The 19,727-nt window shown below is 65.2% G+C and carries 21 protein-coding genes; 15 read left to right on the forward strand and 6 right to left on the reverse strand.

Annotation, left to right across the window (positions count from 1 at the left end; all coding sequences use genetic code 11):
* Positions 1 to 2: 2 nt before the first annotated feature.
* Positions 3 to 773, reverse strand: a complete 771-nt coding sequence (locus ASPHE3_RS10415; RefSeq protein WP_013601192.1) for an SDR family NAD(P)-dependent oxidoreductase — start codon at positions 771 to 773, stop codon at positions 3 to 5.
* 197 nt (positions 774 to 970) lie between these two features.
* Between ASPHE3_RS10415 and ASPHE3_RS10420 the strand changes: the two genes are divergently transcribed.
* Positions 971 to 1,819 carry a universal stress protein gene (locus ASPHE3_RS10420; protein WP_013601193.1) on the forward strand — a complete coding sequence of 283 codons (849 nt, stop codon included), beginning with the start codon at positions 971 to 973 and terminating at the stop codon, positions 1,817 to 1,819.
* A 22-nt stretch (positions 1,820 to 1,841) separates the two neighbouring features.
* Here ASPHE3_RS10420 and ASPHE3_RS10425 read toward each other — a convergent pair whose 3' ends face one another.
* Complete coding sequence (locus tag ASPHE3_RS10425) at positions 1,842 to 2,132, reverse strand: hypothetical protein (protein WP_013601194.1); 291 nt, start codon at positions 2,130 to 2,132, stop codon at positions 1,842 to 1,844.
* A 215-nt stretch (positions 2,133 to 2,347) separates the two neighbouring features.
* Here ASPHE3_RS10425 and ASPHE3_RS10430 point away from each other — a divergent pair, with 215 nt between their 5' ends.
* From ASPHE3_RS10430 to ASPHE3_RS10480, 11 genes are all read left to right on the forward strand, one after another.
* Complete coding sequence (locus ASPHE3_RS10430; RefSeq protein ID WP_013601195.1) at positions 2,348 to 3,403, forward strand: zinc-dependent alcohol dehydrogenase family protein; 1,056 nt, start codon at positions 2,348 to 2,350, stop codon at positions 3,401 to 3,403.
* 60 nt (positions 3,404 to 3,463) lie between these two features.
* Complete coding sequence (locus tag ASPHE3_RS10435) at positions 3,464 to 4,012, forward strand: hypothetical protein (RefSeq protein WP_041652088.1); 549 nt, start codon at positions 3,464 to 3,466, stop codon at positions 4,010 to 4,012.
* Positions 4,009 to 4,203 (forward strand): hypothetical protein, encoded by a 195-nt coding sequence (locus tag ASPHE3_RS10440; protein ID WP_013601197.1) that lies wholly within the window; start codon positions 4,009 to 4,011, stop codon positions 4,201 to 4,203. Before ASPHE3_RS10435 ends, ASPHE3_RS10440 begins: the two co-directional genes overlap by 4 nt.
* Positions 4,204 to 4,225: 22 nt before the next feature.
* Positions 4,226 to 5,092, forward strand: coding sequence for an HNH endonuclease (locus tag ASPHE3_RS10445; RefSeq protein WP_041652090.1), 867 nt, complete (start codon positions 4,226 to 4,228; stop codon positions 5,090 to 5,092).
* Between the two features lie 183 nt (positions 5,093 to 5,275).
* A complete protein-coding gene (locus ASPHE3_RS10450; protein ID WP_013601199.1) occupies positions 5,276 to 5,980 on the forward strand; it encodes a hypothetical protein in 705 nt (234 codons plus the stop codon).
* A 31-nt stretch (positions 5,981 to 6,011) separates the two neighbouring features.
* Positions 6,012 to 6,533 carry a DUF2087 domain-containing protein gene (locus ASPHE3_RS10455; RefSeq protein ID WP_013601200.1) on the forward strand — a complete coding sequence of 174 codons (522 nt, stop codon included), beginning with the start codon at positions 6,012 to 6,014 and terminating at the stop codon, positions 6,531 to 6,533.
* Between the two features lie 105 nt (positions 6,534 to 6,638).
* Entirely contained in the window at positions 6,639 to 7,661 is a 1,023-nt protein-coding gene (locus ASPHE3_RS10460) for a LacI family DNA-binding transcriptional regulator (protein WP_013601201.1), read from the forward strand.
* A gap of 149 nt (positions 7,662 to 7,810) precedes the next feature.
* The gene (locus ASPHE3_RS10465) at positions 7,811 to 9,103 is read left to right on the forward strand and encodes an ABC transporter substrate-binding protein (protein ID WP_013601202.1); all 1,293 of its coding nucleotides are present in this window, start codon (positions 7,811 to 7,813) and stop codon (positions 9,101 to 9,103) included.
* A 71-nt stretch (positions 9,104 to 9,174) separates the two neighbouring features.
* Positions 9,175 to 10,146: a carbohydrate ABC transporter permease gene (locus tag ASPHE3_RS10470; RefSeq protein WP_013601203.1), complete on the forward strand. Its 972-nt coding sequence runs from the start codon at positions 9,175 to 9,177 to the stop codon at positions 10,144 to 10,146.
* Between the two features lies 1 nt (position 10,147).
* Positions 10,148 to 11,026, forward strand: coding sequence for a carbohydrate ABC transporter permease (locus ASPHE3_RS10475; RefSeq protein WP_013601204.1), 879 nt, complete (start codon positions 10,148 to 10,150; stop codon positions 11,024 to 11,026).
* Positions 11,027 to 11,028: 2 nt separating this feature from the next.
* A complete protein-coding gene (locus ASPHE3_RS10480) occupies positions 11,029 to 12,561 on the forward strand; it encodes a glycoside hydrolase family 32 protein (RefSeq protein WP_013601205.1) in 1,533 nt (510 codons plus the stop codon).
* Between the two features lie 18 nt (positions 12,562 to 12,579).
* Here ASPHE3_RS10480 and ASPHE3_RS10485 read toward each other — a convergent pair whose 3' ends face one another.
* Positions 12,580 to 13,362 (reverse strand): hypothetical protein, encoded by a 783-nt coding sequence (locus ASPHE3_RS10485; RefSeq protein ID WP_148258096.1) that lies wholly within the window; start codon positions 13,360 to 13,362, stop codon positions 12,580 to 12,582.
* Between the two features lie 82 nt (positions 13,363 to 13,444).
* Here ASPHE3_RS10485 and ASPHE3_RS10490 point away from each other — a divergent pair, with 82 nt between their 5' ends.
* The gene (locus ASPHE3_RS10490; RefSeq protein WP_081459838.1) at positions 13,445 to 15,136 is read left to right on the forward strand and encodes an HNH endonuclease signature motif containing protein; all 1,692 of its coding nucleotides are present in this window, start codon (positions 13,445 to 13,447) and stop codon (positions 15,134 to 15,136) included.
* 57 nt (positions 15,137 to 15,193) lie between these two features.
* Here ASPHE3_RS10490 and ASPHE3_RS10495 read toward each other — a convergent pair whose 3' ends face one another.
* Positions 15,194 to 15,616: a hypothetical protein gene (locus ASPHE3_RS10495; RefSeq protein WP_013601208.1), complete on the reverse strand. Its 423-nt coding sequence runs from the start codon at positions 15,614 to 15,616 to the stop codon at positions 15,194 to 15,196.
* 303 nt (positions 15,617 to 15,919) lie between these two features.
* Between ASPHE3_RS10495 and ASPHE3_RS10500 the strand changes: the two genes are divergently transcribed.
* Positions 15,920 to 17,788 carry a vWA domain-containing protein gene (locus ASPHE3_RS10500; RefSeq protein WP_013601209.1) on the forward strand — a complete coding sequence of 623 codons (1,869 nt, stop codon included), beginning with the start codon at positions 15,920 to 15,922 and terminating at the stop codon, positions 17,786 to 17,788.
* 9 nt (positions 17,789 to 17,797) lie between these two features.
* On the opposite strand, the gene ASPHE3_RS10505 is transcribed toward ASPHE3_RS10500, so the two are convergent.
* Positions 17,798 to 18,691, reverse strand: coding sequence for a hypothetical protein (locus ASPHE3_RS10505; RefSeq protein ID WP_013601210.1), 894 nt, complete (start codon positions 18,689 to 18,691; stop codon positions 17,798 to 17,800).
* Positions 18,692 to 18,773: 82 nt separating this feature from the next.
* Positions 18,774 to 19,052 (reverse strand): putative quinol monooxygenase, encoded by a 279-nt coding sequence (locus ASPHE3_RS10510; protein ID WP_013601211.1) that lies wholly within the window; start codon positions 19,050 to 19,052, stop codon positions 18,774 to 18,776.
* A 128-nt stretch (positions 19,053 to 19,180) separates the two neighbouring features.
* Here ASPHE3_RS10510 and ASPHE3_RS10515 point away from each other — a divergent pair, with 128 nt between their 5' ends.
* Positions 19,181 to 19,705: a hypothetical protein gene (locus tag ASPHE3_RS10515; RefSeq protein WP_013601212.1), complete on the forward strand. Its 525-nt coding sequence runs from the start codon at positions 19,181 to 19,183 to the stop codon at positions 19,703 to 19,705.
* Positions 19,706 to 19,727 lie beyond the last annotated feature (22 nt).

Raw genomic sequence — 19,727 nt, forward strand, 5'->3', positions numbered from 1 at the left:
CCTCAAACGGCGTTCCACCCATTGTCCGAGGCCAGCACCACACCATTGATGTTCGAGCCGTCCCTGCTGAGCAGGAACGTGATCCCGGCAGCAAGTTCCCCCGCTTCGGCGATGGGCGGCACGTTTGCCTGCATCAGGGGTCCGAGGACCTCCGCGGCGAGCTGGGACTTGAACTCGGCGTGGATGTTGGTCTTGGTGCCTCCGGGCGCAACCGCGTTGACGCGGATGCCGCGCCGCCCGTACATTACGGCTGAGCTGCGGGTCAGGCCGATGACCGCGTGCTTGGAAACGGTATAGGCGGCCCCTGCCGCCGATCCGCGAAGGCCCGCTTCGGAGGAAACGTTCACGATCGAGCCGTACCCCGCGGCCAGCATCACCGGAACCACCGCCCTTGTCATCCGCATCATGGACGTCAGGTTGACGTCCAGCACGCGCTCCCAGGTGGCGTCATCCACTTCATGCACGGGCTGGAAGCTGTCCATAATTCCGGCCACGTTGGCGAGCGCGCCGATGCGCCCCTGGGCAGCAGACACCACTTCCTGTACTACATCCTCTTTGCTGATATCTCCGGCCACCGGGACGAAGTCCAGATCCTCGTACTCCGCCACGAGTTTGTCCAGCCCTTCATCACTGAGGTCGCTGGCAATCACCCGGCCGCCTTCGCGGGCAACACGCAAAGCAGTGGCAAGGCCAATACCGGAAGCGGCCCCCGTAACGATGACGGTCTGGCCCTCGAACCGGTTCGGCGTGATGATTTCCTGCCACATGGACATCTGGTGCTCCTCTTTTCGTCAAGCAGTTCTTGCTTCCGGCGGCTCTGGGTGCTCTGCTGGTGTACGCGGTACGCGGCCGGCCCCATTCCATCAGCATGGAGCGCCGCGAGGGACCATCACAGTGCCGAAGGTCCCTGACCAGGAGTGCGTGACCGGGAGCGCCCGACCAGGAGTGCCCGACCAGGGGTGAAGGAGCAATGGCAGAACCAGGATCCATCGTCGCCGGCTATGACGGTTCCGCTGAAGCGGCGGACGCCGTTCGCTGGGCAGCCGGGCATGCGCAGCTGCGCGGTTTTGCCCTCCACGTGGTTCATTGCTCCATCTGGCCGCTGCTGACCCGCAATCTGGGCCCGGTTCCGGGCGTGGCGGACAGCGGCCTGGAGCGGTCAGCGGAAGCCATCCTGAAGGACGGCGTCAACCATGCCCGCGCCGCTGCCCCAGGCCTGCATGTTGAGGCGACACTGTTGCACGGCCTGCCTGCCTCGCACCTGGCCATGATCGCTTCAGGCGGAGAAATGATTGTTGTGGGCAGCCGCGGCCTTGGCGGATTCCTGGGCCTGCTCGTGGGATCCGTCAGCCTGGAGCTGGCAGCCACCGCCCACTGCCCTGTTGCGGTCATCCGGCAGGACCTCCACCCCGACGGGCCTGTGGTGGTGGCTGTGGACGCGTCCGGCTCTCCTCCGGCCCTTGAGGACGCGTGTGCCATGGCCATGGCATGGCAGGCCGGCCTGAAGGTGGTCCATGTCCATCAGCTCCCCCCAGGACACGGGCAGCGGAACACCATTGAAGCCGAAGCCGCGGCGGGGAATGCCCTCCAAGCCGCCCTGCACCGCGCCCGCACCCTTGCACCCTATGTGCCCGTGGAAGGCAGCGTGCTCCTTGACACTTCAGTCCCCCACGCCATCCTCAAGGCAGCTGCCGACGCGCGGATGCTGGTGGTGGGAACCACAGGGCGAGGTTTTGTCAGGGAAACGATCGGGTCCACAGCCCATGCTGTCCTCCACCATGCGCGCGGCCCGGTCCTCATCTCCCGGCGCGGCAGCTGAATTCCCCTGGAGGACGCTGGTCCTACGCTGACCGCCACGGGGAGAGCAGGTAAAGGCTGGTCCACACCAGGCCCAGCAGCAGCAGGGCCCTGATCCAGAGATCCCATGATGTGTTCCACAGCCAGAGGGCAGCAGCCCACGGCAGGAGGATGAGGAACTCCAGCCCTTGCAGCAGCCACGGTTGTCCGCGGAACGCAGACCACAGCTCACCCAGGTTTCCCTGCCTGGACAGCAGCACTGCCCCGAACGCCGCCCAGAGAAGGACGGCGATAATGAAGACGGCGATGTTGACGATCCTGGTGGAGTCCGCCATTGCTCCCTCCACTCCTTCCGTGCTGGCTTACGGGAACCCAGCCTCGCCCCGGCGCCTTCCGACTTCCAGAGACTTTCGTCCCCTGGCGCTCCATAAACACCCGCTTCATTAAGACCGCTGGGACTTACGGCCCTTTCGGCCCGGAAACCTGTCCACGACTCTTGAGGTGACGCGGCGCTGCACGGCACCCGGACCACTGACCACGAGGAGCAGTAATGAAAGCCATTGTCTACGGCGGACCGGGCAAGAAGTCCTGGACCGATGTGCCGGACCCCACGATCGTCAACCCGAGTGACGCCATCGTGAAGGTGGACACCACCACCATCTGCGGAACGGACCTGCACATCCTCAAAGGAGATGTCCCGGCGGTCCAGGAGGGGAGGATCCTGGGCCACGAAGGCGTGGGCACTATCACCGAGGTGGGCTCCTCCGTGACCACGCTGAAGCCCGGCGACAGGGTTATCATCTCCTGCATCAAGTCCTGCGGGCACTGCGCAAACTGCAAGACGGGCCTCTACTCCCACTGCCTTGGGGACGAGGGCGCCTCCGGAATCGGCTGGGTCTTCGGCCACCTGATCGATGGGACGCAGGCCGAGTACGTCCGGGTCCCCTACGCCGAAAATTCCCTGCACCTGCTGCCGGAAGGCGTCAGCGATGAGCAGGCTGTCATGCTCTCCGATATCTTCCCCACCGGCTTCGAGATCGGGGTCCAGTACGGCAGGGTCAAGCCCGGGGATACCGTGGCGGTGGTGGGAGCAGGCCCGGTGGGACTGGCCGCGATCGCCACAGCCGGCCTGTACGGGGCCGCCAACATCATCGCCATTGACCTGGACCGCAACCGCCTGGAGCAATCCCGCGCGTTCGGTGCCACCGAGGTGGTCCTGTCCGGCGACGCCGACTGGAAGGACCAGGTGCTCTCACATACTGACGGGCAGGGCGTGGATGTGGCCATCGAGGCCGTGGGCATCCCTGCCACGTTCGAGATGTGCACGGAGATTGTCCGCCCCGGGGGCACCGTGGCGAACGTCGGCGTACACGGAAAAGCGGTGGAACTGCACCTGGAGAAGCTCTGGATCCAGAACATCAACATCAGCATGGGCCTGGTAAACGCCAATACCACCCCCATGCTGCTGAAGCTTGTGGCGCAGAAAAAGCTGCCGGCGGAAAAGTTCGCGACGCACCATTTCTCCTTCGACCAGTTCATGGACGCCTACGACACGTTCGCCCGTGCGGCGGAGACAAACGCGCTGAAGGTAGTGATTTCGGCCTGACGGGCACCGGTGCAGGGGTGTCCGCCCGGCTGACGGCCGTGCCCGGCCTATGCTGGCAATGTGACCCCTGCACCCACCCCCAGCCCGCTTGATGTCGTGGTGCATTCCGGACCGGCCGACTGGTGGGTGATCCTCGCCGGACTCGGACCCCTGGCAGTCCTCATCGCTGCCCTGCTTGCCTTCTATATCAACTGGCGCACGCTCAAGCAGCGCACCACAGCTGACAAGACTGCCCTGGACCAGAAGCGGGAGGCGGATGCCCAGGCGCTGCTGCAGAAAACCGAAGCGGACAGCCGGGCCGAGTGGTGGCGCCGGACCCAGTGGGCGCTGGACAGGGCGCTGGACCCGGACGAAGGAACAAAAGCCCTGGGCCTGGCCACCCTGGACGTCCTGGCCCGCAGCGAGCTTGCGCGCACCGAGGAACTGGAACTGTTCGACATCGCCTGGAAAAGCGTGGCAGGTGACGAGAACGGGGACGACCTTACAGCGGACGAGGACCTTGCGCCGGACGAAGACCCGGCCGCGGACCTCCCGTTCGTGGACGCAGGTGGCGACATAGGCGAGAATGGAATCACGGATGAAGGCACAACCAAGGAGGCTGGACTATGAGCGCCGCATCGCCTGAACGACGGTATGTCCATACTCCGCGGAACACCCCGGTTAAGCCGGCCGCAAGGAAAGCCACCCCCGCCGAGCACCGCGTCCAGGTGGCGGCTGCCAGGCTGCGCGTCACCCTCGATCAGCGTTTGGGCCGCGAAACACCCGCCCGCACCAAGGCGCTGGCGAAGGAACCTATCTAGGTACCGCGTGTCTAGGTACCGCGTGCCTGCAGTAATTCTTGGCTGGAACCCCAGGGGACGGAAGCGCTGGGACTATCGCGCCGCCGTCGAACAGGTAGCGGAGTCCGGCAGGTTTCTCCAGCCCTGGGGCGTTGGCCACCTGGAGGTTGGGCCCGGAACGGAAGCCTGGCTCCTGGTCCAGGGCGGAACTGCAGCCTCCACGGGGCTGATCGGCCACGGAGTGGTGGTGTCGGAAACCTATGAGGCAGGCCAGCAAGGGGATCCTGCCACCCGCCGCCACGTCAGCGTGGCTTTCGACGCCCTGCTCCCCCTTGGCGAGCAGGTGCCGCAGGATGCCCTCACGGCGGCCGTCCCGGAAGTAGCGTGGGGCGGGGCAGCGCGCCTCGCAGCCACAGCGGTCGGCGCCGCAGCAGAACCTGGGCTCCGCCAGCTGTGGCGGGACCGGATGCCACCCGCCGGTGATCCACCTCTCCTCCCTGCCGGAACCTACCCGCCGCAGGCGGTCACCCGGATTGAGGTGAACCGCTACGAGCGGAACCAGGACGCGCGGCGGATCTGCCTGGCTTTCCATGGAACGTCCTGCGCCGCCTGCGGATTTTCCTTCGAGGCCTCGTACGGGGACATCGGCGCTGGCTTCATCGAGGTGCACCACCTGGTGCCGCCGGCACTGCTCGGCAGCACTTACCAGCTTGACCCGATTGCGGACCTGGTGCCGCTGTGTTCCAACTGCCATGCCATGGCCCACCACAATGTTGCCTCGCCGCGCACGGTGTCAGAACTGCGCAGTCTCCGGGCCACCTCCGGTTTCCTCGCCGGCGAAGTGGTGAGCAGCAGGGCGCTTCAAGCCCAGGACGATGCGCAGCGGATCCTGGGAGGACGCCAGGACTAAACGCCGCCGTCCCAGGCCGGAGTCCCGGGAGGATGCCGGCAGGATTTCCGGTGGCGGTGGCAGGGACCTTATGCCCTGTTCCCTGCATGCACGGGGCATCGTATTGAAGGAATCTGTAGGTTCTACGAGCGGAAACCTGCCATGCGAACGCCACGGAATGCCAGTCCGGCGGGACGCCCGTCAATGGGAGACAGCGCTGGAACCAATCCGCGGCGCGAGGCAGCCACCCTCTTCGGATACAGGGTAGCTGTAGCCATCACGGTCCTGACCGTGCTGACGTTTGCCCTTGCCCTGACGGCACTCCCGGACAAAGTCCCCTACCCCTTCACCGACGACGTCATCGCCGCCCAGTGGCCCGGTGACTATTACTGGCTATTTCCGGCCATGGTGCTGATGCTGCTGTTCGTCGCCTTGGTCGCAGCTGTGCATGAGTACGCCCCTGACCTGCGGAAGATCTACGGCCTGCTGGCCCTGTGCATCGCCGTGATCGCGGCGGCCGTCCTCCTGATCAACTACTACATCCAGGCCGTGGTGATGCCCACGAGCCTTCAGAAGGGCCAGCTGGACGGCTGGTCCATCTTCACGCAATACAACCCCCATGGCATCTTCATCGCCCTCGAGGAGCTGGGGTACCTGCTGATGACCCTCGTGTTCCTTTGCCTCGCGCCCATCTTTTCGTCCGGGACAAGGCTTGAACGGGCCATCCGTTGGTTGTTCCTTGGCAGCTTCGCCACAGCGGTTGCCTCACTGGCGGCAGTGCTTGCCCTGCGGGGGATGGACCGCGAGGATGTCTTCGAAATCATCATTATCAGCATCGTCTGGCTGACGCTCATCGCCGCCGGGATCCTCCTTGCGCTTTTGTTCAGGCGCGGAACCCCAAGGGCGTGAACGTCCGACGGCGGCAGTAAAGGAGGGCGCCATGGCCGCTGGGACGAGGTACGGCGGTCCCCACTGGCGGCGGGTGGTTGCCGCCCTCGCCAACAGCGATGCCCGGACTGCGTATGCGCAAATCGTGCTGGGTGCCCTGCCGGCGGACGTGCATACAGGGCAGAAGGGCCAGCGGCGCAACCGGGCCATCGACAGCCTGCTGGAGTCCGGGCTTGTGGAGCGGGATGCTGCGGGCAATCTGGTGGCGCCTGAGACGGTCTTCCGCGAGCTCCTGGCCCGGCAACCCCGGCAGGCGCAAACCGGAGTGGAACGCTTCATGCGCCTGGGCAGGATCGAGAGGTATCCGGCGAACAGGGCGGAGCGGCGGGAGCTTCTGGCCTGGATCGCGGGGAACGCGATCCGTCCAGGGGAAGACCTCTCCGAGAGGCAGGTCAACGAGCGGCTCCTGGAATACACGGACGACGTGGTGCTGCTCCGCCGCTACCTGGTGGATTTCGGGCTTTTGGAACGCACCCCATCCGGGTCCTCCTACGCCCGGCCGGAGAACTCCTGACTCCCGCACCTGCTGCCTCTTGACCTCTGCCTCTTGACGGTTGCAAAACGTTTTGCATATAGTGATGCAAGCAACATACAAAACGTTTTGCAAAGGAACAGGTCAATGGCGACGAAGGTAAACATCCGGGACGTGGCAAAAGCCGCCGGCGTCTCCGTGACCACTGTGTCGCATGCCCTAAGCGAAGCGCACAGTTCCAGGGTCAACGCCCGGACCGTGGAACACATCAAGGCCGTAGCCGGCGACCTCGGCTACGCCCCGAACCGCCTGGCCAGTGGACTGCGCAACCAGCGCTCCCAGATCCTCGGCCTGGTCAGCGACGAAATCACCACCACCCCTTTTGCCGGCGCCATGATCCAGGGCGCGCAGGACGCAGCCTCCGAGCATGGGCACCTGCTGATGGTGGTCAACTCCGGCCTCGACAACGAACTCGAACGCCAGGAAATCCGGGCACTGCAGCAGCACCAGGTGGACGGCGTAATCTACGCCCGGATGTTCAACCAGCTCGTGTCCGTACCGGCCGAGCTGGGGGGATTCCCCACCATCGTGCTGGACGCCACCCCGGACAACCCCGAACTCTCCTCCGTGGTGCCGGACGAGTCCGGCGCCGGGGAGTCGGCAGCGGAACTGCTGGTCGCGGCCGGCCACCGCAGGATCGCCATGATCAACAATGAGGACGATATTCCCGCGGCCCACCAACGGCTTGCAGGCTTCCGCGAAGGGCTGGCGCGCCACGGCCTGGAACTGCCGGACAGGCGCCTGGTGACCGCACACCCGAGCACTGCCGGGGGACGGGAGGCCGCTTTGCAGTTGTTGGCCGGAAGCGAGCGGCCCACCGCGTTGTTCTGCTTCAACGACCAGATGGCTATGGGCGCCTACCAGGCGGCCGGCCACCTTGGCCTGGGAATCCCGGACGACCTCTCGATCGTGGGCGTGGACAACCTCGAACTCATCGCCGACGCCCTGTGGCCAGGGCTGTCCACCATGGCACTCCCCCACTATGAAATGGGCCGCTGGGCTGTCCTGAAGCTCCTCAACGAGCTTGAGGACCCCGGCACAGCCCGGATGCATGAAAAAATCGCCTGCCCGCTGGTGGAGCGGCACTCTGTTGCTCCACCGAGGAACTGAACGGCAGCAGAACTGACCCGGCGCCAGCAGCCCGGCCAGGCTCCATCCCCCTGCATTACCCCCAAGAAACGGGAACGCAGCCGTTGCAGCGGCCGCGTTCCCAGCAGGACCCCGTCAATCCCCCGTGTCCAAAACAGAAAGACTGACCCATGAACAAGAAGCTCACCAAGGTCCTGGCGACCAGCATAGCCGCAGCCGCCCTCACTGCCACCCTGGCAGGCTGCGGCAAGGGCAGCGCCTCCTCCTCCAGCGAGGGGTCCGGCGAGATTGCCCTCTGGACCCACAATGCCGGCAACCCGGACGAACTGGCAGCAGTGCAGAAGATCGTCGACTCCTACAACGGCAGCCAGGACAAAGTGAAGATCAAGGTCCAGGCCTTCCCCCAGGACTCATACAACGACTCCGTTGTCTCGGCCGCCGCGGCAGGCAACCTCCCCTGCATCGTGGACATCGACGGACCGAACGTGCCCAACTGGGCCTGGGCCGGTTACCTCAAACCCCTCGAGCTGGACACGGACCTCTCAAAGCACCTCCCCAGCACCGTGGCTGAATGGGACGGAAAGCCCTACGCCGTGGGCTACTACGACGTCGCCCTGGCCATGATGGCACGCACCTCGGACCTGGAAGCTGCCGGAGTACGGGTTGCCACCATGGAGCAGCCCTGGACCAAGGAGGAGTTCCAGGACGCCCTCACCAAGCTCAAGGCCCTGGGCAAGTGGGAACACCCGCTGGACCTCGGCACGGCCGGCACCGGTGAATGGCTCCCCTACGCCTACTCCCCCCTCCTGCAGTCCTTCGGCGGCGACCTGGTGAACCGTGACGGCTTCCAGACCGCGGAGGGTGAGCTGAACGGCAAGGAAGCCGTGGAGTGGGCAGGCTGGTTCCGCGGCCTGGCCGACCAGGGCTTCATGGCCAAGAAGAGCGGCAAGGACTCAACCCAGGACTTCCTGAACAACAAGAGCGCCATCGTCTACACCGGCTCATGGGCTGCGGACAAGGCCAAGGCAGCCCTCGGCGACGACCTCGTAGTCATGCCGCCCGTGGACCTCGGAGAAGGCCCCAAGATCGGCGGCGCCTCCTGGCAGTGGGGCGTGACCAGCGGCTGCACCAATGCCGAGGCGGCCATGGACTACCTCTCCTACTCCCTGAAGCCGGAGAATATCGCCGCGGTTGCCAAAGCCACCGGAACCATTCCCGCCAGCGAAGAAGCAGCAGCCCAGATCCCGGCCTTTGCCGAAGGCGGGGCCAACCGGATCTTCATGGACTTCTCCCGCGAGTACGCCGTGATGCGCCCGGAAACGCCCGCCTACCCCTTCATCGCCACTGAGTACGGCAAGGCAGTCCAGGACATCCTGAACGGGGCCGAGCCCCAGTCCACCCTGGACAGCGCAGTTAAGGCCATCGACGCCAACATCAAGTCCAACGGCGGCTACAAGAACTAGCCGGAGCCGCGGAGGACTGCTGCGCCAAGCGGCGCGGCAGTCCCCCGCCAGCCCGAACTACGGAGACCCCCATGGCAACTGCTCCCCTTCCCACCCGCCCCCGCGTCCCTTCCAGCACCCAGGCCGCCCCGCCGCCGTCGAACCTTAACAACAACGCACGACGCCGGCCCGGCTTCCGCCGCGACCAGCTCAGCGGCTGGGGCATGATCGCCCCCGCGGCGGTGCTCCTGCTGGCCTTCATCTTCATTCCGGCCATCCTTGGTTTCGGCCTGGCCTTCACCAACGCACGGCTCATCTCGCCCCGGCCGGTGGAGTTCGTGGGGCTGGACAACTTCGCCCGTCTGTTCACGGACCCCACGTTCTACCGCGCCCTGCTCAACGTCGCCTACTTCACCGTTGTCATTGTCCCGGTGCAGTCCGGCCTGGCCCTGGTGATGGCGCTGCTGATCAACAAGAAATTCCGCGGGGTGAACTTCTTCCGCACCGTCTACTTCCTGCCTGTGGTCACGTCCATGGTGGTGGTCTCACTGCTGTGGCTGTTCATGTACCGCAAGGACGGCCTGATCAACGAGATCCTCGCGGCCGTCAGCTTCGGCCTGATTGACGGGCCGGACTGGCTGGGCGACCCCAACACCGCCATGCCGGCCATCATCATCCTGTCCATCTGGCAGGCGGCCGGTTTCCACATGATCATCTGGCTGGCCGGGCTGCAAGGCATCTCGGGCGAGCTGTACGAGGCGTCCCAACTGGACGGCACCAGCCGCTGGCAGCAGTTCCGCTACGTCACCTGGCCGGGCCTCTTCCACACCCGCAGCCTGGTGCTCGTCACCATCACCATCCAAGCCCTTGGACTGTTCGACCAGATCAGCGTCATGACCCAGGGCGGTCCAATGGATTCCACCACAACCATCATCTACGAGGCAGTCCAGTCCGGCTACCGGCAGCAGGAGACCTCCTATGCCTCCGCGATCTCGCTCGTATTCTTCGTCCTCGTCCTGATCGTCTCCGCGGTGCAGCGCTACCTCACCCGGGAGAAAGACTGACATGAAAAACCAACTGCTCCTGCGCAGCGTCGGCACCATGCTGGTGCGCGTCCTCTTCGCCGTCGTCGCTGCCTTCCCCATCCTCTTCATGCTGGTGTCTTCGCTGAAGCCTGACCAGCAGATCTTCGGCGACATGTCCTCCCTGGCCGCGTTCCTGCCGGTGGGCAACATCTCGTTCGACAACTACACCGCCGTTTTTGACCGCGTTCCGGCCGCGCGGTTCCTGCTCAACTCGGTGGGCGTCTCTGCCATCACGGTCATCCTGGGCATTTTCGTCAACAGCCTCTGCGCCTTCGCCCTGTCCCGCATGCAGGTCCGAGGCAAGAAAATCGTGTTCACGGCCATCCTGGCCACCCTGATCGTGCCCTTCCAGACGCTTGCGCTGCCCCTGGTGTGGTGGGTCAACCAGCTCCCCTACTTCGAGCTGAACGGCTTCAGCCTCGAATTCTCCAAGGGCTGGCTGGACACCTACCAGGTGCAGATCATCCCGTTCATCGCCAACGCATTCTCCATCTACCTGTTCCACCAGTACTTCGAATCCATCCCCAAGGAACTGGACGAGGCAGCACGCATTGATGGTGCCGGCTGGTTCAAGATCTACCGGCAGGTGGTGATGCCGCTGGCCGGCCCCGCCACGGCTACAGTTGCGATCCTGACCTTCCTGCCGGCCTGGAACTCCTACCTCTGGCCGCTGATGGTGGTCCAGTCCGAGGAACTGCGGCCCGTGATGATCGGCATCCAGTACTTTTTCCAGCTGAACGTTTCCTGGGGCGAGGTGATGGCGTACGCTTCCCTGATCACCGTTCCGGTGGTGGTGCTGTTCATCGCGTTCCAGCGTTCCTTCGTCAACAGCATCGCCTCCAGCGGCGTGAAGGGCTGACCATGCATTCCTTGACGACGACGGCGGGCGTTCCTTCCGTTGCCACCGCACCTTTCAGCGCGGACCCTTTCCGCCCCGCCTTCCACTACACCGCCGAACACAACTGGCTGAACGACCCCAACGGCCTGGTGTACCTGGACGGCACCTACCACCTCTTCTACCAGCACAACCCGTTTGGCCCGGACTGGGGCAACATGTCCTGGGGGCACGCCACCTCGACGGACCTGCTCCACTGGGAGGAGCAGCCGGTGGCCATCCCCTGCGACGAACAGGAGGCCATCTTCTCCGGCTCAGCAGTGTTCGACGAACACAACACCAGCGGCCTCGGCACGGCTGCGAATCCTCCACTGGTGGCCATCTACACCAGTGCCTACAGCGAGCCGTCACCCTTTGCCGGGCGGCAGGCGCAGTCGCTGGCCTACAGCGTGGACGAGGGCAGGACGTGGACCAAGCACCACGGCAATCCCGTCCTTGACCGCGCCTCCGCGGACTTCCGGGACCCCAAGGTCTTTTGGTACGACGGCGATGCCGGCAGTTACTGGGTGATGGTCGCCGTCGAGGCCGTGGAACGCCAGGTGGTTCTCTACAAGTCCGCCGACCTCAAGAGCTGGGACTACCTGAGCACTTTCGGGCCCGCGAATGCTACCGGTGGCGTGTGGGAATGCCCGGACCTGTTCGAGTTGCCCGTGGACGGGAATCCGGAGGACACCAGGTGGGTCATGATCGTGAACCTCAACCCTGGCGGCATCGCCGGCGGCTCTGCCGGGCAGTACTTCGTGGGGACGTTCGACGGCGTGACCTTCCGCTCCGGGTCCACCGTCACCGAGGGCCTCCAGCCGGACGACAGCCGGATGCGGGAGTACGGGTGGCTGGACTGGGGGCGCGACTACTACGCGGCGGTCTCCTTCAGCAACGTGCCGGACGGCCGCCGGATCATGATCGGCTGGATGAACAACTGGGACTACGCCCGGGAGACGCCCACGGGGAGCTGGCGAAGTGCCATGACACTGCCCCGGGAGGTTTCGCTGACCCGGGTCGAGGGGAAGGTAGTGCTTCGCCAGGCGGCTGTCGGGCCTGTGCCAAAGCCTGGGTGCGGACAGTTCCGGCTTGGGCCGCAGGCTCTGGGTTCCGGCATCACGGAGCTTCCAGCGGCGGAAGCCGCGGCACGGATCGACGCCGAGTTTGAGCCGGGCGCTGCAGCCAGCGTTGGGCTGCTGCTGCATGCCGGGGACGTTGAGCGCACGCTCATCCGCTACGACACGGCAGACGGGACCCTGCGGCTGGACCGGCGTGAATCGGGGCTCGTGGACTTCCACAAGGACTTCGCTTCAGTTGAAGCCGTAGGTTTGCCCCTGAAGGACGGCCGCCTCCGCCTGCAGATCTACCTCGACCGCTGCTCCGCCGAGGTTTTCGCGCAGGACGGGCTCGCCAGCATCACGGACCTCGTGTTCCCGTCTGAGGCGGGCACTGCCATGGCGATATTCGCGGAAGGTGAGGGAGCACGCCTCGTGGCGTTCGACGTCGTCGGACTCTGACCTGCATGCTCTGCTGATCTACGCATTGCAGGCTTTCTCTGCCCGGCGCTTGATGCCGGCCAGCATTGCCCGCTGCATTACTGTGTCGCCGCTGCGGATGACGGCCGCGGCGCGGACCATCCAGGCGGGATGGTAGTCCGCGCGCGACCGGACGATGAGGCGCGTTCCTGTTTCCCCCTCGCGGCGAAGGACAAAGGCCCAGCTGCAGGAAAAGTAGCTGCGCGGAGTCCTGGCGCCGGGCAGCACTTCCCGGCCGCTCAGGGTCCGCCGGCTGTGCAGCACCAGGGAGCGCGGCGGGTCGGCCCGGACAACGCGCCATGCCCCGGTCGTGGCATCGCAGTTGGGGCCGTCCAGCAGTATGTCCCCCTCCCGGACGGATTGGTACTGGGCAAGGATTGTGGCAGCGCTGGAATGGCGGCCTGTTGCGCCTTCCGGGTCTTTCCACCATGGAAGGTCCCCGTACCAGCCTCCGCGGCCATAGCCGGCTTGTGCGAGCCAGGGCCACAGGTGGGCTGGCGGGCACTGGATGGACACTGCCCTGGTTGCCTGCCAGTTGGGCTGCGGGACCACTGCATCGCCGGGCAGATCCTCGGATGCTTCACGGTCAGTGGCACCGCTGACCCGCCATTGCGGATGGAGGTAGCCGTAGGCTGTCTCCGCGGCGTATTCAGCCAGCACCACTGCAGCATCCCGGGCTGCACTCCACGGCCGCCGCGGGCGTGCGCGCACATCATTCGGGACACCCACGCGGTTCGCTGCGCTGGGCCCGGCGTTGGCCCGCCGATTGGCATTGCTGGCCATAACCCGAAAGTAGCACCCAATGCGGGCGGGAGGCAGCCCCTTTCCCGGCAGGAATGTCAGACCCTCGTTGGAGGATAGTGGCATGGAACCGATCGGGGCGGTGGCGCAGGCGGAGCAGGCTTTTGAGGCTGCTGCCGCTGGGTTGATGGCCGCCCTTGCTGGCGGGGGTGCCGGCTGTCCTGGTCCTGATGGTTCTGGTCCTGATGGTTCTGGTGCGGCGGGTGCCGGAGCGGGCGGTTGTGGTTCTGATGATGATCCGTTGCAGCGGATTGCTGATACGGCGGTGGATGTCCTGGCCGCGGTGGCCCGGGGCGAAGCGAAGATGGCCGCCGTGAAAGCCGTGGCCGCGGCGGCGCTGGGCGAGGCCACGAAGGCGCTGAACGGGCCGCCTGCGTCCCCGCACGAGGCAGGGGCGCAGGACCGGAGCCTGGTCGCGGAGGTCGGCTGCGTGCTGGCCATCGGCGACAGGGCCGCGGGGGCGCTGCTGGCCCAGGCGCACGCGCTGACCACGTCCCTGCCGCGCACCCTCGCCGCGCTCCGTGCCGGGACCATGTCTTGGGGCCACGCCCGGGTCATTGTGGAACAGGCCACCGGCCTGGGCCCCGCCGGTACGGCAGCGCTGGAGACCCACTTCCTGGACCCTGACGCGCACGGCGGTGCTCGCGGTTGCCCTCCCGGGGAAATGCCCGCGTACCGGTTCAAAACCAAAGCCCGTACCTGGCGCGAACGCCACCACCCCCACACGCTGGAGATCCGCCACGCCAAAGGAGTCCAGGACAGGTCCCTGGACTACATCCCGGAACAGGACGGCATGGCCCAGCTTTCGGCCTACCTGCCCGCAGACCAGGCAGACGCGATCTGGAACCGCATCACCGCCATCGCCCGCGGCCTCCAGGGCCCCGGCGAGGACCGGACCCTGTCCCAACTACGCGCCGACGTCTTCGCCACCGCAGCCCTCACCACCGGAACCAACAGAGCTGAAACCGGTGGAACCACGGGAGGTACTGGAGGTACCGGAGGTACCGGAACCACCGGAGGTACCGGAACCAGTGGAAGCACCAGCGGGGCCAGCGGAACTGAAACCGGCGTCGGTGGTGGGACAGGCCTGGCCGATGTCCCCACGCCCCGGGCCGAAGTGCTGGTCACCGTGCCGGTATTCTCGCTGATGGGACTGACCGATGAGCCCGCCATGCTGGACGGGTACGGCCCGATCCCGCCGTCCATGGCAAGGGATCTGGTCGCAAATGGTGCCGGTTCCTTCCACCGGGTCCTCATTGATCCTCGTGATGGGGCACCGCTGGAAATCGGCCGGACCAGCTACCGGGTGACCAAGGCCATGCGGAACTGGCTCCGGCTGCGGGACGGCAAATGCCCCTTCCCCGGCTGCAGCAACCACTCCCTGGACAACGAAGCAGACCACCTCCTCGCCTGGCACCACGGCGGAACCACCGGCATCTCCAACCTGGGACAACCCTGCCCGAAACACCACAAACTCCGGCACACCAGCGGCTGGAAACCCACCCCCGCCACCAAGAACGAACCACCCGGCTGGACCTCACCGACCGGCCGCCATTACAAGAGCGAACACCAGGACTGGGAACCACCCCACTGGCCCCAACAACTCGAACTAGGTCCGGTCCCAGGAACTGGAAGAGATAATCCCTTACGGCCCTACCACCCTATTTCGTCGCCGCAAGGCGGCAACGTGGACTACATGTTTGCGCTATCACCAGGAGAGGGCGCCGTCCACCGCGTCCTCTACGGCAGCTCCTAGGGAACACCTCTTGACCCATGCACGGTCAGGAGTCAGTTCATGCATGGCCAAGAGACCCTACGAGGCCCTGACCTGGCCCGGGGAGCGCCTTTCACTGCTGATTCCCGCTTCCTGGGGCAGCAGCCAACCCAGGACGGCGATAGCTATTCCGATGCTTCCTACGAGAGGATGCATCACCGGATGGAAAACCTGCATCCACAGCAGCTGCACCAGAATCCATGCCACCAGCCCCAGCCCCGAGAAGATCGCCAGCAACCGGGCATAGCGCCACCGGGCCAACACAGCGGCGGCCGCCACCAGTTCCCCAACACCGGGCAGCAGGAGGAGTGCAATTCCTGGGATTGTCCAATTACTGAAGGGAGTCTTCTGCAGCCACGCCTGCTCAAGCTCCATGTTCCCGGCCAGCATGAGCAGGCCTCCGGTGACGGCAGAAACGCCGACCAGCAGTTGGAGAACGACGAGTGGTGCCTTGATCTTCATGGTCCCTCCGAAGGCAGTTTCCTGGCGGTTGCCGAGTCCAAGCTTTCCCGGCGTCAGGCACCTTAGGGCAGAGTCAAAGGTCCTCAGGGTGTCACGGCCGAACAGCCGCGTACGTGGGCCATGGCGCAAGGCGCGAATTGATCGGCTCACAATGCCTCCGCCGGGGTTATCCTCAAAGGGCGTATCCAGTTGTTGGGGCATCCGGGCGGGGGGCTAGGCGCACCCGCGGTGTGACTGCCGCGGGGCAGTTTCATCGTTTGCATTCACACTGGGGAGACCCGGCGGATTTCAAGGGAAACGAACATGGGCCGTCGTCGCGCAGCAACTGACCCCGTCTATCCGCGCTGGATCTGGTTCGCCGCGGCGGCCACCGTGGCACTTCTAATTCTTGCCGGGGCATTGGCACTGCGAGCGTTGATCTTCCCCGAAAGCCCTGGGGAAGGAGGGACCTCAGCGGAGACTGGCAGCCCGCCTTCAGCAGGCGAACCCTTGCCGCAGGACAGTCCTGCCGCCGTCGCCGGAAACTCTCCCTGCATTCCATTGAAGATCCTCACCTCGCTGGAGAACGCCGACATGGTCCGGGCCTTGGCCGCGGAATATCTTGCGAAACCCCGCAACGTCGACGGAAAGTGCGTAACGCCGTCTGTGACACAGGAAAAGTCGGGAGTCGCAGCCGGCAAGGTTGCTGCCCGGTTCCCCGGCGTCCCAGGGGGCGAGAAGCCCTCCGTCTGGGTGCCGGATTCCTCGGCCTGGCTTCGTGTCGCCGGGGAAGGTGAAGGTGAAAGCCCAGCCGCCCGGGAGGGCACCAGCATCGCCCAAAGCGCGATTGTCGTCGCGATGCCGCAGACGATGGCTGCTGCCCTCGGCTGGGACGGCAAACCGCCGTCATGGTCGGAGGTCTTCAGGATGGCCGAAGATCAGGACGTCTGGGGTCGTCTCGGCCACGGCGACTGGGGGAAGTTCAAGTTCGGCAAGGCCAGTCCGCTCGTCTCGACGTCGGGCCTGATGGCACTTGCGGCTTCTTACGGTGCTGCAGGGAGAAGTGTTGGCGGCCTGGACAACATGGACCTGGACGAACAGTCCCTGCTGGGAAAAGTGCGCCGTGTGGAACTGGGGACCAGCCACTACATGGCGACGCCCGAGCATTTCCTGTGGCACGCAAGGGAGGCGGACGACGCCGGGAACGTCGCGGAATTCCTGTCCGCGGTGATCGTGGATGAAAAATCTGTTTGGGACTACAACCGGGGCGTGGTCAGCGAGGATGGACAAACAAAGCAGAATGGTCCGGCGCCACAGGAGCCCCTCCGCCCGATATATCCCACCGACGGGGTGCATGTGGCTGACAACCCGGCAGTAATCCTTGAGGCAGATTGGGTGGGAAACCAACAGCGTCTGGCAGCCCGGGACTTCCTCGGGTTTGCAGTAACTGAACAGGGCCAACAGGTGGTCAAAACGTCCGGGTACCGCACTATTCAGGGCACGCCGGATGCCGGGGTGGCGGAAGTCGGAGGCTACGCGGAAACGCTCCAGCCGCTTCCATTGCCAGAAGCCGCGGCCCTCACTGGCTTGCAGGACAGCTTTCCCGAGGTCCGAAAGCGGGCCCGGGCCTTGTTCCTGCTCGATGTCTCCGAGTCCATGGTGCAGGAACCCGGACTGACCAAGCTGCAACGGGCCAAGGACGCCGTCCTCAAAGCGCTGGACCATTTCACGGCTGAAGATGAGATAGGGCTGGCGGCTTTCTCCCAAGTGGGCGACGGGCCTTTAACGCCCGGCGTCGTGAGCCCTGTTGCGCCGTTCAAGACGAACAAGGAAGACCTCATCGCCAAGCTCAACGAGCTTAAGGCCGTGGACGCTACGCCCCTTTTCGAAGCGGTGAGCCGTTTCGCGGGCGATCAGGCGAAGGAATACAAAGACAATTTCATCAACGCCATCGTGCTTCTGAGCGACGGCAAGAACGACACCACCCATCCGGGAGACTTGGGCGGGCTCTCCGAACAGTTGGGCCATCAGAACCACTCCACCCCGGTGCTCGTTTTTACGCTCGCTTACGGTCCGGACGCCGACGTCCCCACGCTGAGGGAAATTGCCAGGGCAAGCGGGGCGCATTACTACGACGCCACCGATCCAAACCGGCTCGAGGAGGTGCTCGGGGAACTGGTGACCAGCTTCTAGGCCTCCTGCTTAAGGCAATCCGTCCACGGCGCCGAGGCCGCGCCGCGCCACGACGTACCCCCAGAGCAACAGAGCATTCGGGCGGGCTCCGCGCCAGCTCAAAGGGACTGAATCACCGTCCTGGTCGACGACGGTGGCTGTCCATCGGCGCCGCACCAGCCCGGGCCTGCGCAACCTGACTTTACCCAGCGAGGAATAGGGAATCCATCTTCCTGCATGGCCCTTCGCAAGACTGACTGCACGGGTGGGTGTGACGGTGGCTCGCTGGAAACGCGGGTTCTCACCGAAGTCCAGCGGTCCGTGCGGTATGGTCCCGGCGGGCAGGATGAGGATGCCGTTCATATTGACCCATACCTGGACTTTCCGGCCGCCGGTGACGGCATCACCGGAGACCAGCCGGCACAGGTTGTCGTCTTCGGGAGGTTCCACCGGCTGCGTCACGTGGGTTGCGGGGACCTGCCTGGAAGGCGCGACGGCGTCTCCACCCTGGGTGCCGGCCGATCCGGCAGTGTGCGGATCATGGGCCCTTCGGTTGGCAGCGGCAACAGCCGCCATCACGGCAGCCCGCAGGCCGTCTGCGCACAATCTTGGCGCGTCAACGGCGATTACCTCCCGGTCAAGCTGGACGACAGAGTGCACACCAGCCTGCTCTCCCAGAAGGTCCGCCAGGTCGTCATGATCAGGGCGAATGAGCAGCCCGACCCCGTCGTCGAGCTCCACCCGCCACCGGTGGCCGACGATCTCGGGGTCATCCTCGGCTTCGACGGTAATCCAGTCCGCCAGTTCGGCTGGCCGAACCGGCCTCCCCTCCTCGGGGATGCCTGGCAGCAGGAGTCCCAGGCGCTCGACAACGTCACTCGTATGAACCCTGCAGTCATGCTTCTTCAGCCGGTGTTGCACCATGTTCGTACGCCCCCACTCGAATCCGACCCACCCTCGGCAGGCACAGTCTAAGGCACTGGCAAGTGGTCCTACCGGCCCTTTCCTACAGCCCCTGGACTGTGTAGCGGCGTTCGATCCCCGCGGTGGCACGTCCCCATGCACTCCCCGCTACCCGGGCTTGGTGGATTCTGAACGCTGCAGCATCACGGAACTTTTCGTCCACTTGCCACACCAACGGATCATTGGTCTGGGTCACCGAGAATGAGATACAGCCCGCTTCCGCGCGGGTAAGCGCCACGTGCTGGGAAAGATGCCCGACGACGGCGGCAAGGTCGTCGTCGGTACTGCATACCAGCTGCCCGCTGAGATAAACATGAGCCATGGAGCAATCCTCGCGCATTTTTCCGGCCCCCCTCACCAGGAAGCTGTCGCCTGGCTGGGGTGGCGGCAACAACGGCAGTTGCATTGGAGAATACTGATACCCACCATGGAAGCGTGGCAAGGAAGGTCGTGCGGCACCGTCTTGTATTTTGCCTGTGCCTGATGGTCCCGGTTGCGGGAACAACGGGATGTTCCTATGACTACCCGGAGCCGGTGGACACGCCCACGGCTGTCCCCTCGCCCGCAACAGCTTCTCTCCAGCCGTACGACAACACCCCGGTTCTGGAACAGGAGGCTGAAAACTACGCTGAGCTTGAACGGCTCCTCCGGGCGTCGCCGGGTCCGGTCCTCCTTTCCGATGTGGGACCACTGGATGGCCCAGTGAGGGGCTTCGGCAAGTTCGAGCAGGTGCCGGCGCCCGGACAGTACACCGTCACCGCGGCCTGTGTTGGTGCGTCCGGTGCGAAAATCTTCATCGGGCAGGAGTATCCCGGGGCCAGGTTTCAACCGGTCGAGCTCCACCTGGACTGCGACGGGGCTGTTTCGCAGGTCATTGCACTTCAGCAGGGGTACGTTTTCGCGCATCTGGTCCTGGCCGGCCCGGGCGATACTCCGTGGACGGGGGCCGTCGGCGGTGTCCGTGTGACCGGATGACAGGCTAGTAACCCTTGGAGTG

Origin of the sequence: Pseudarthrobacter phenanthrenivorans Sphe3, assembly GCF_000189535.1 — a bacterium.
In the GTDB taxonomy this organism is placed as follows: Bacteria; Actinomycetota; Actinomycetes; order Actinomycetales; family Micrococcaceae; genus Arthrobacter; species Arthrobacter phenanthrenivorans.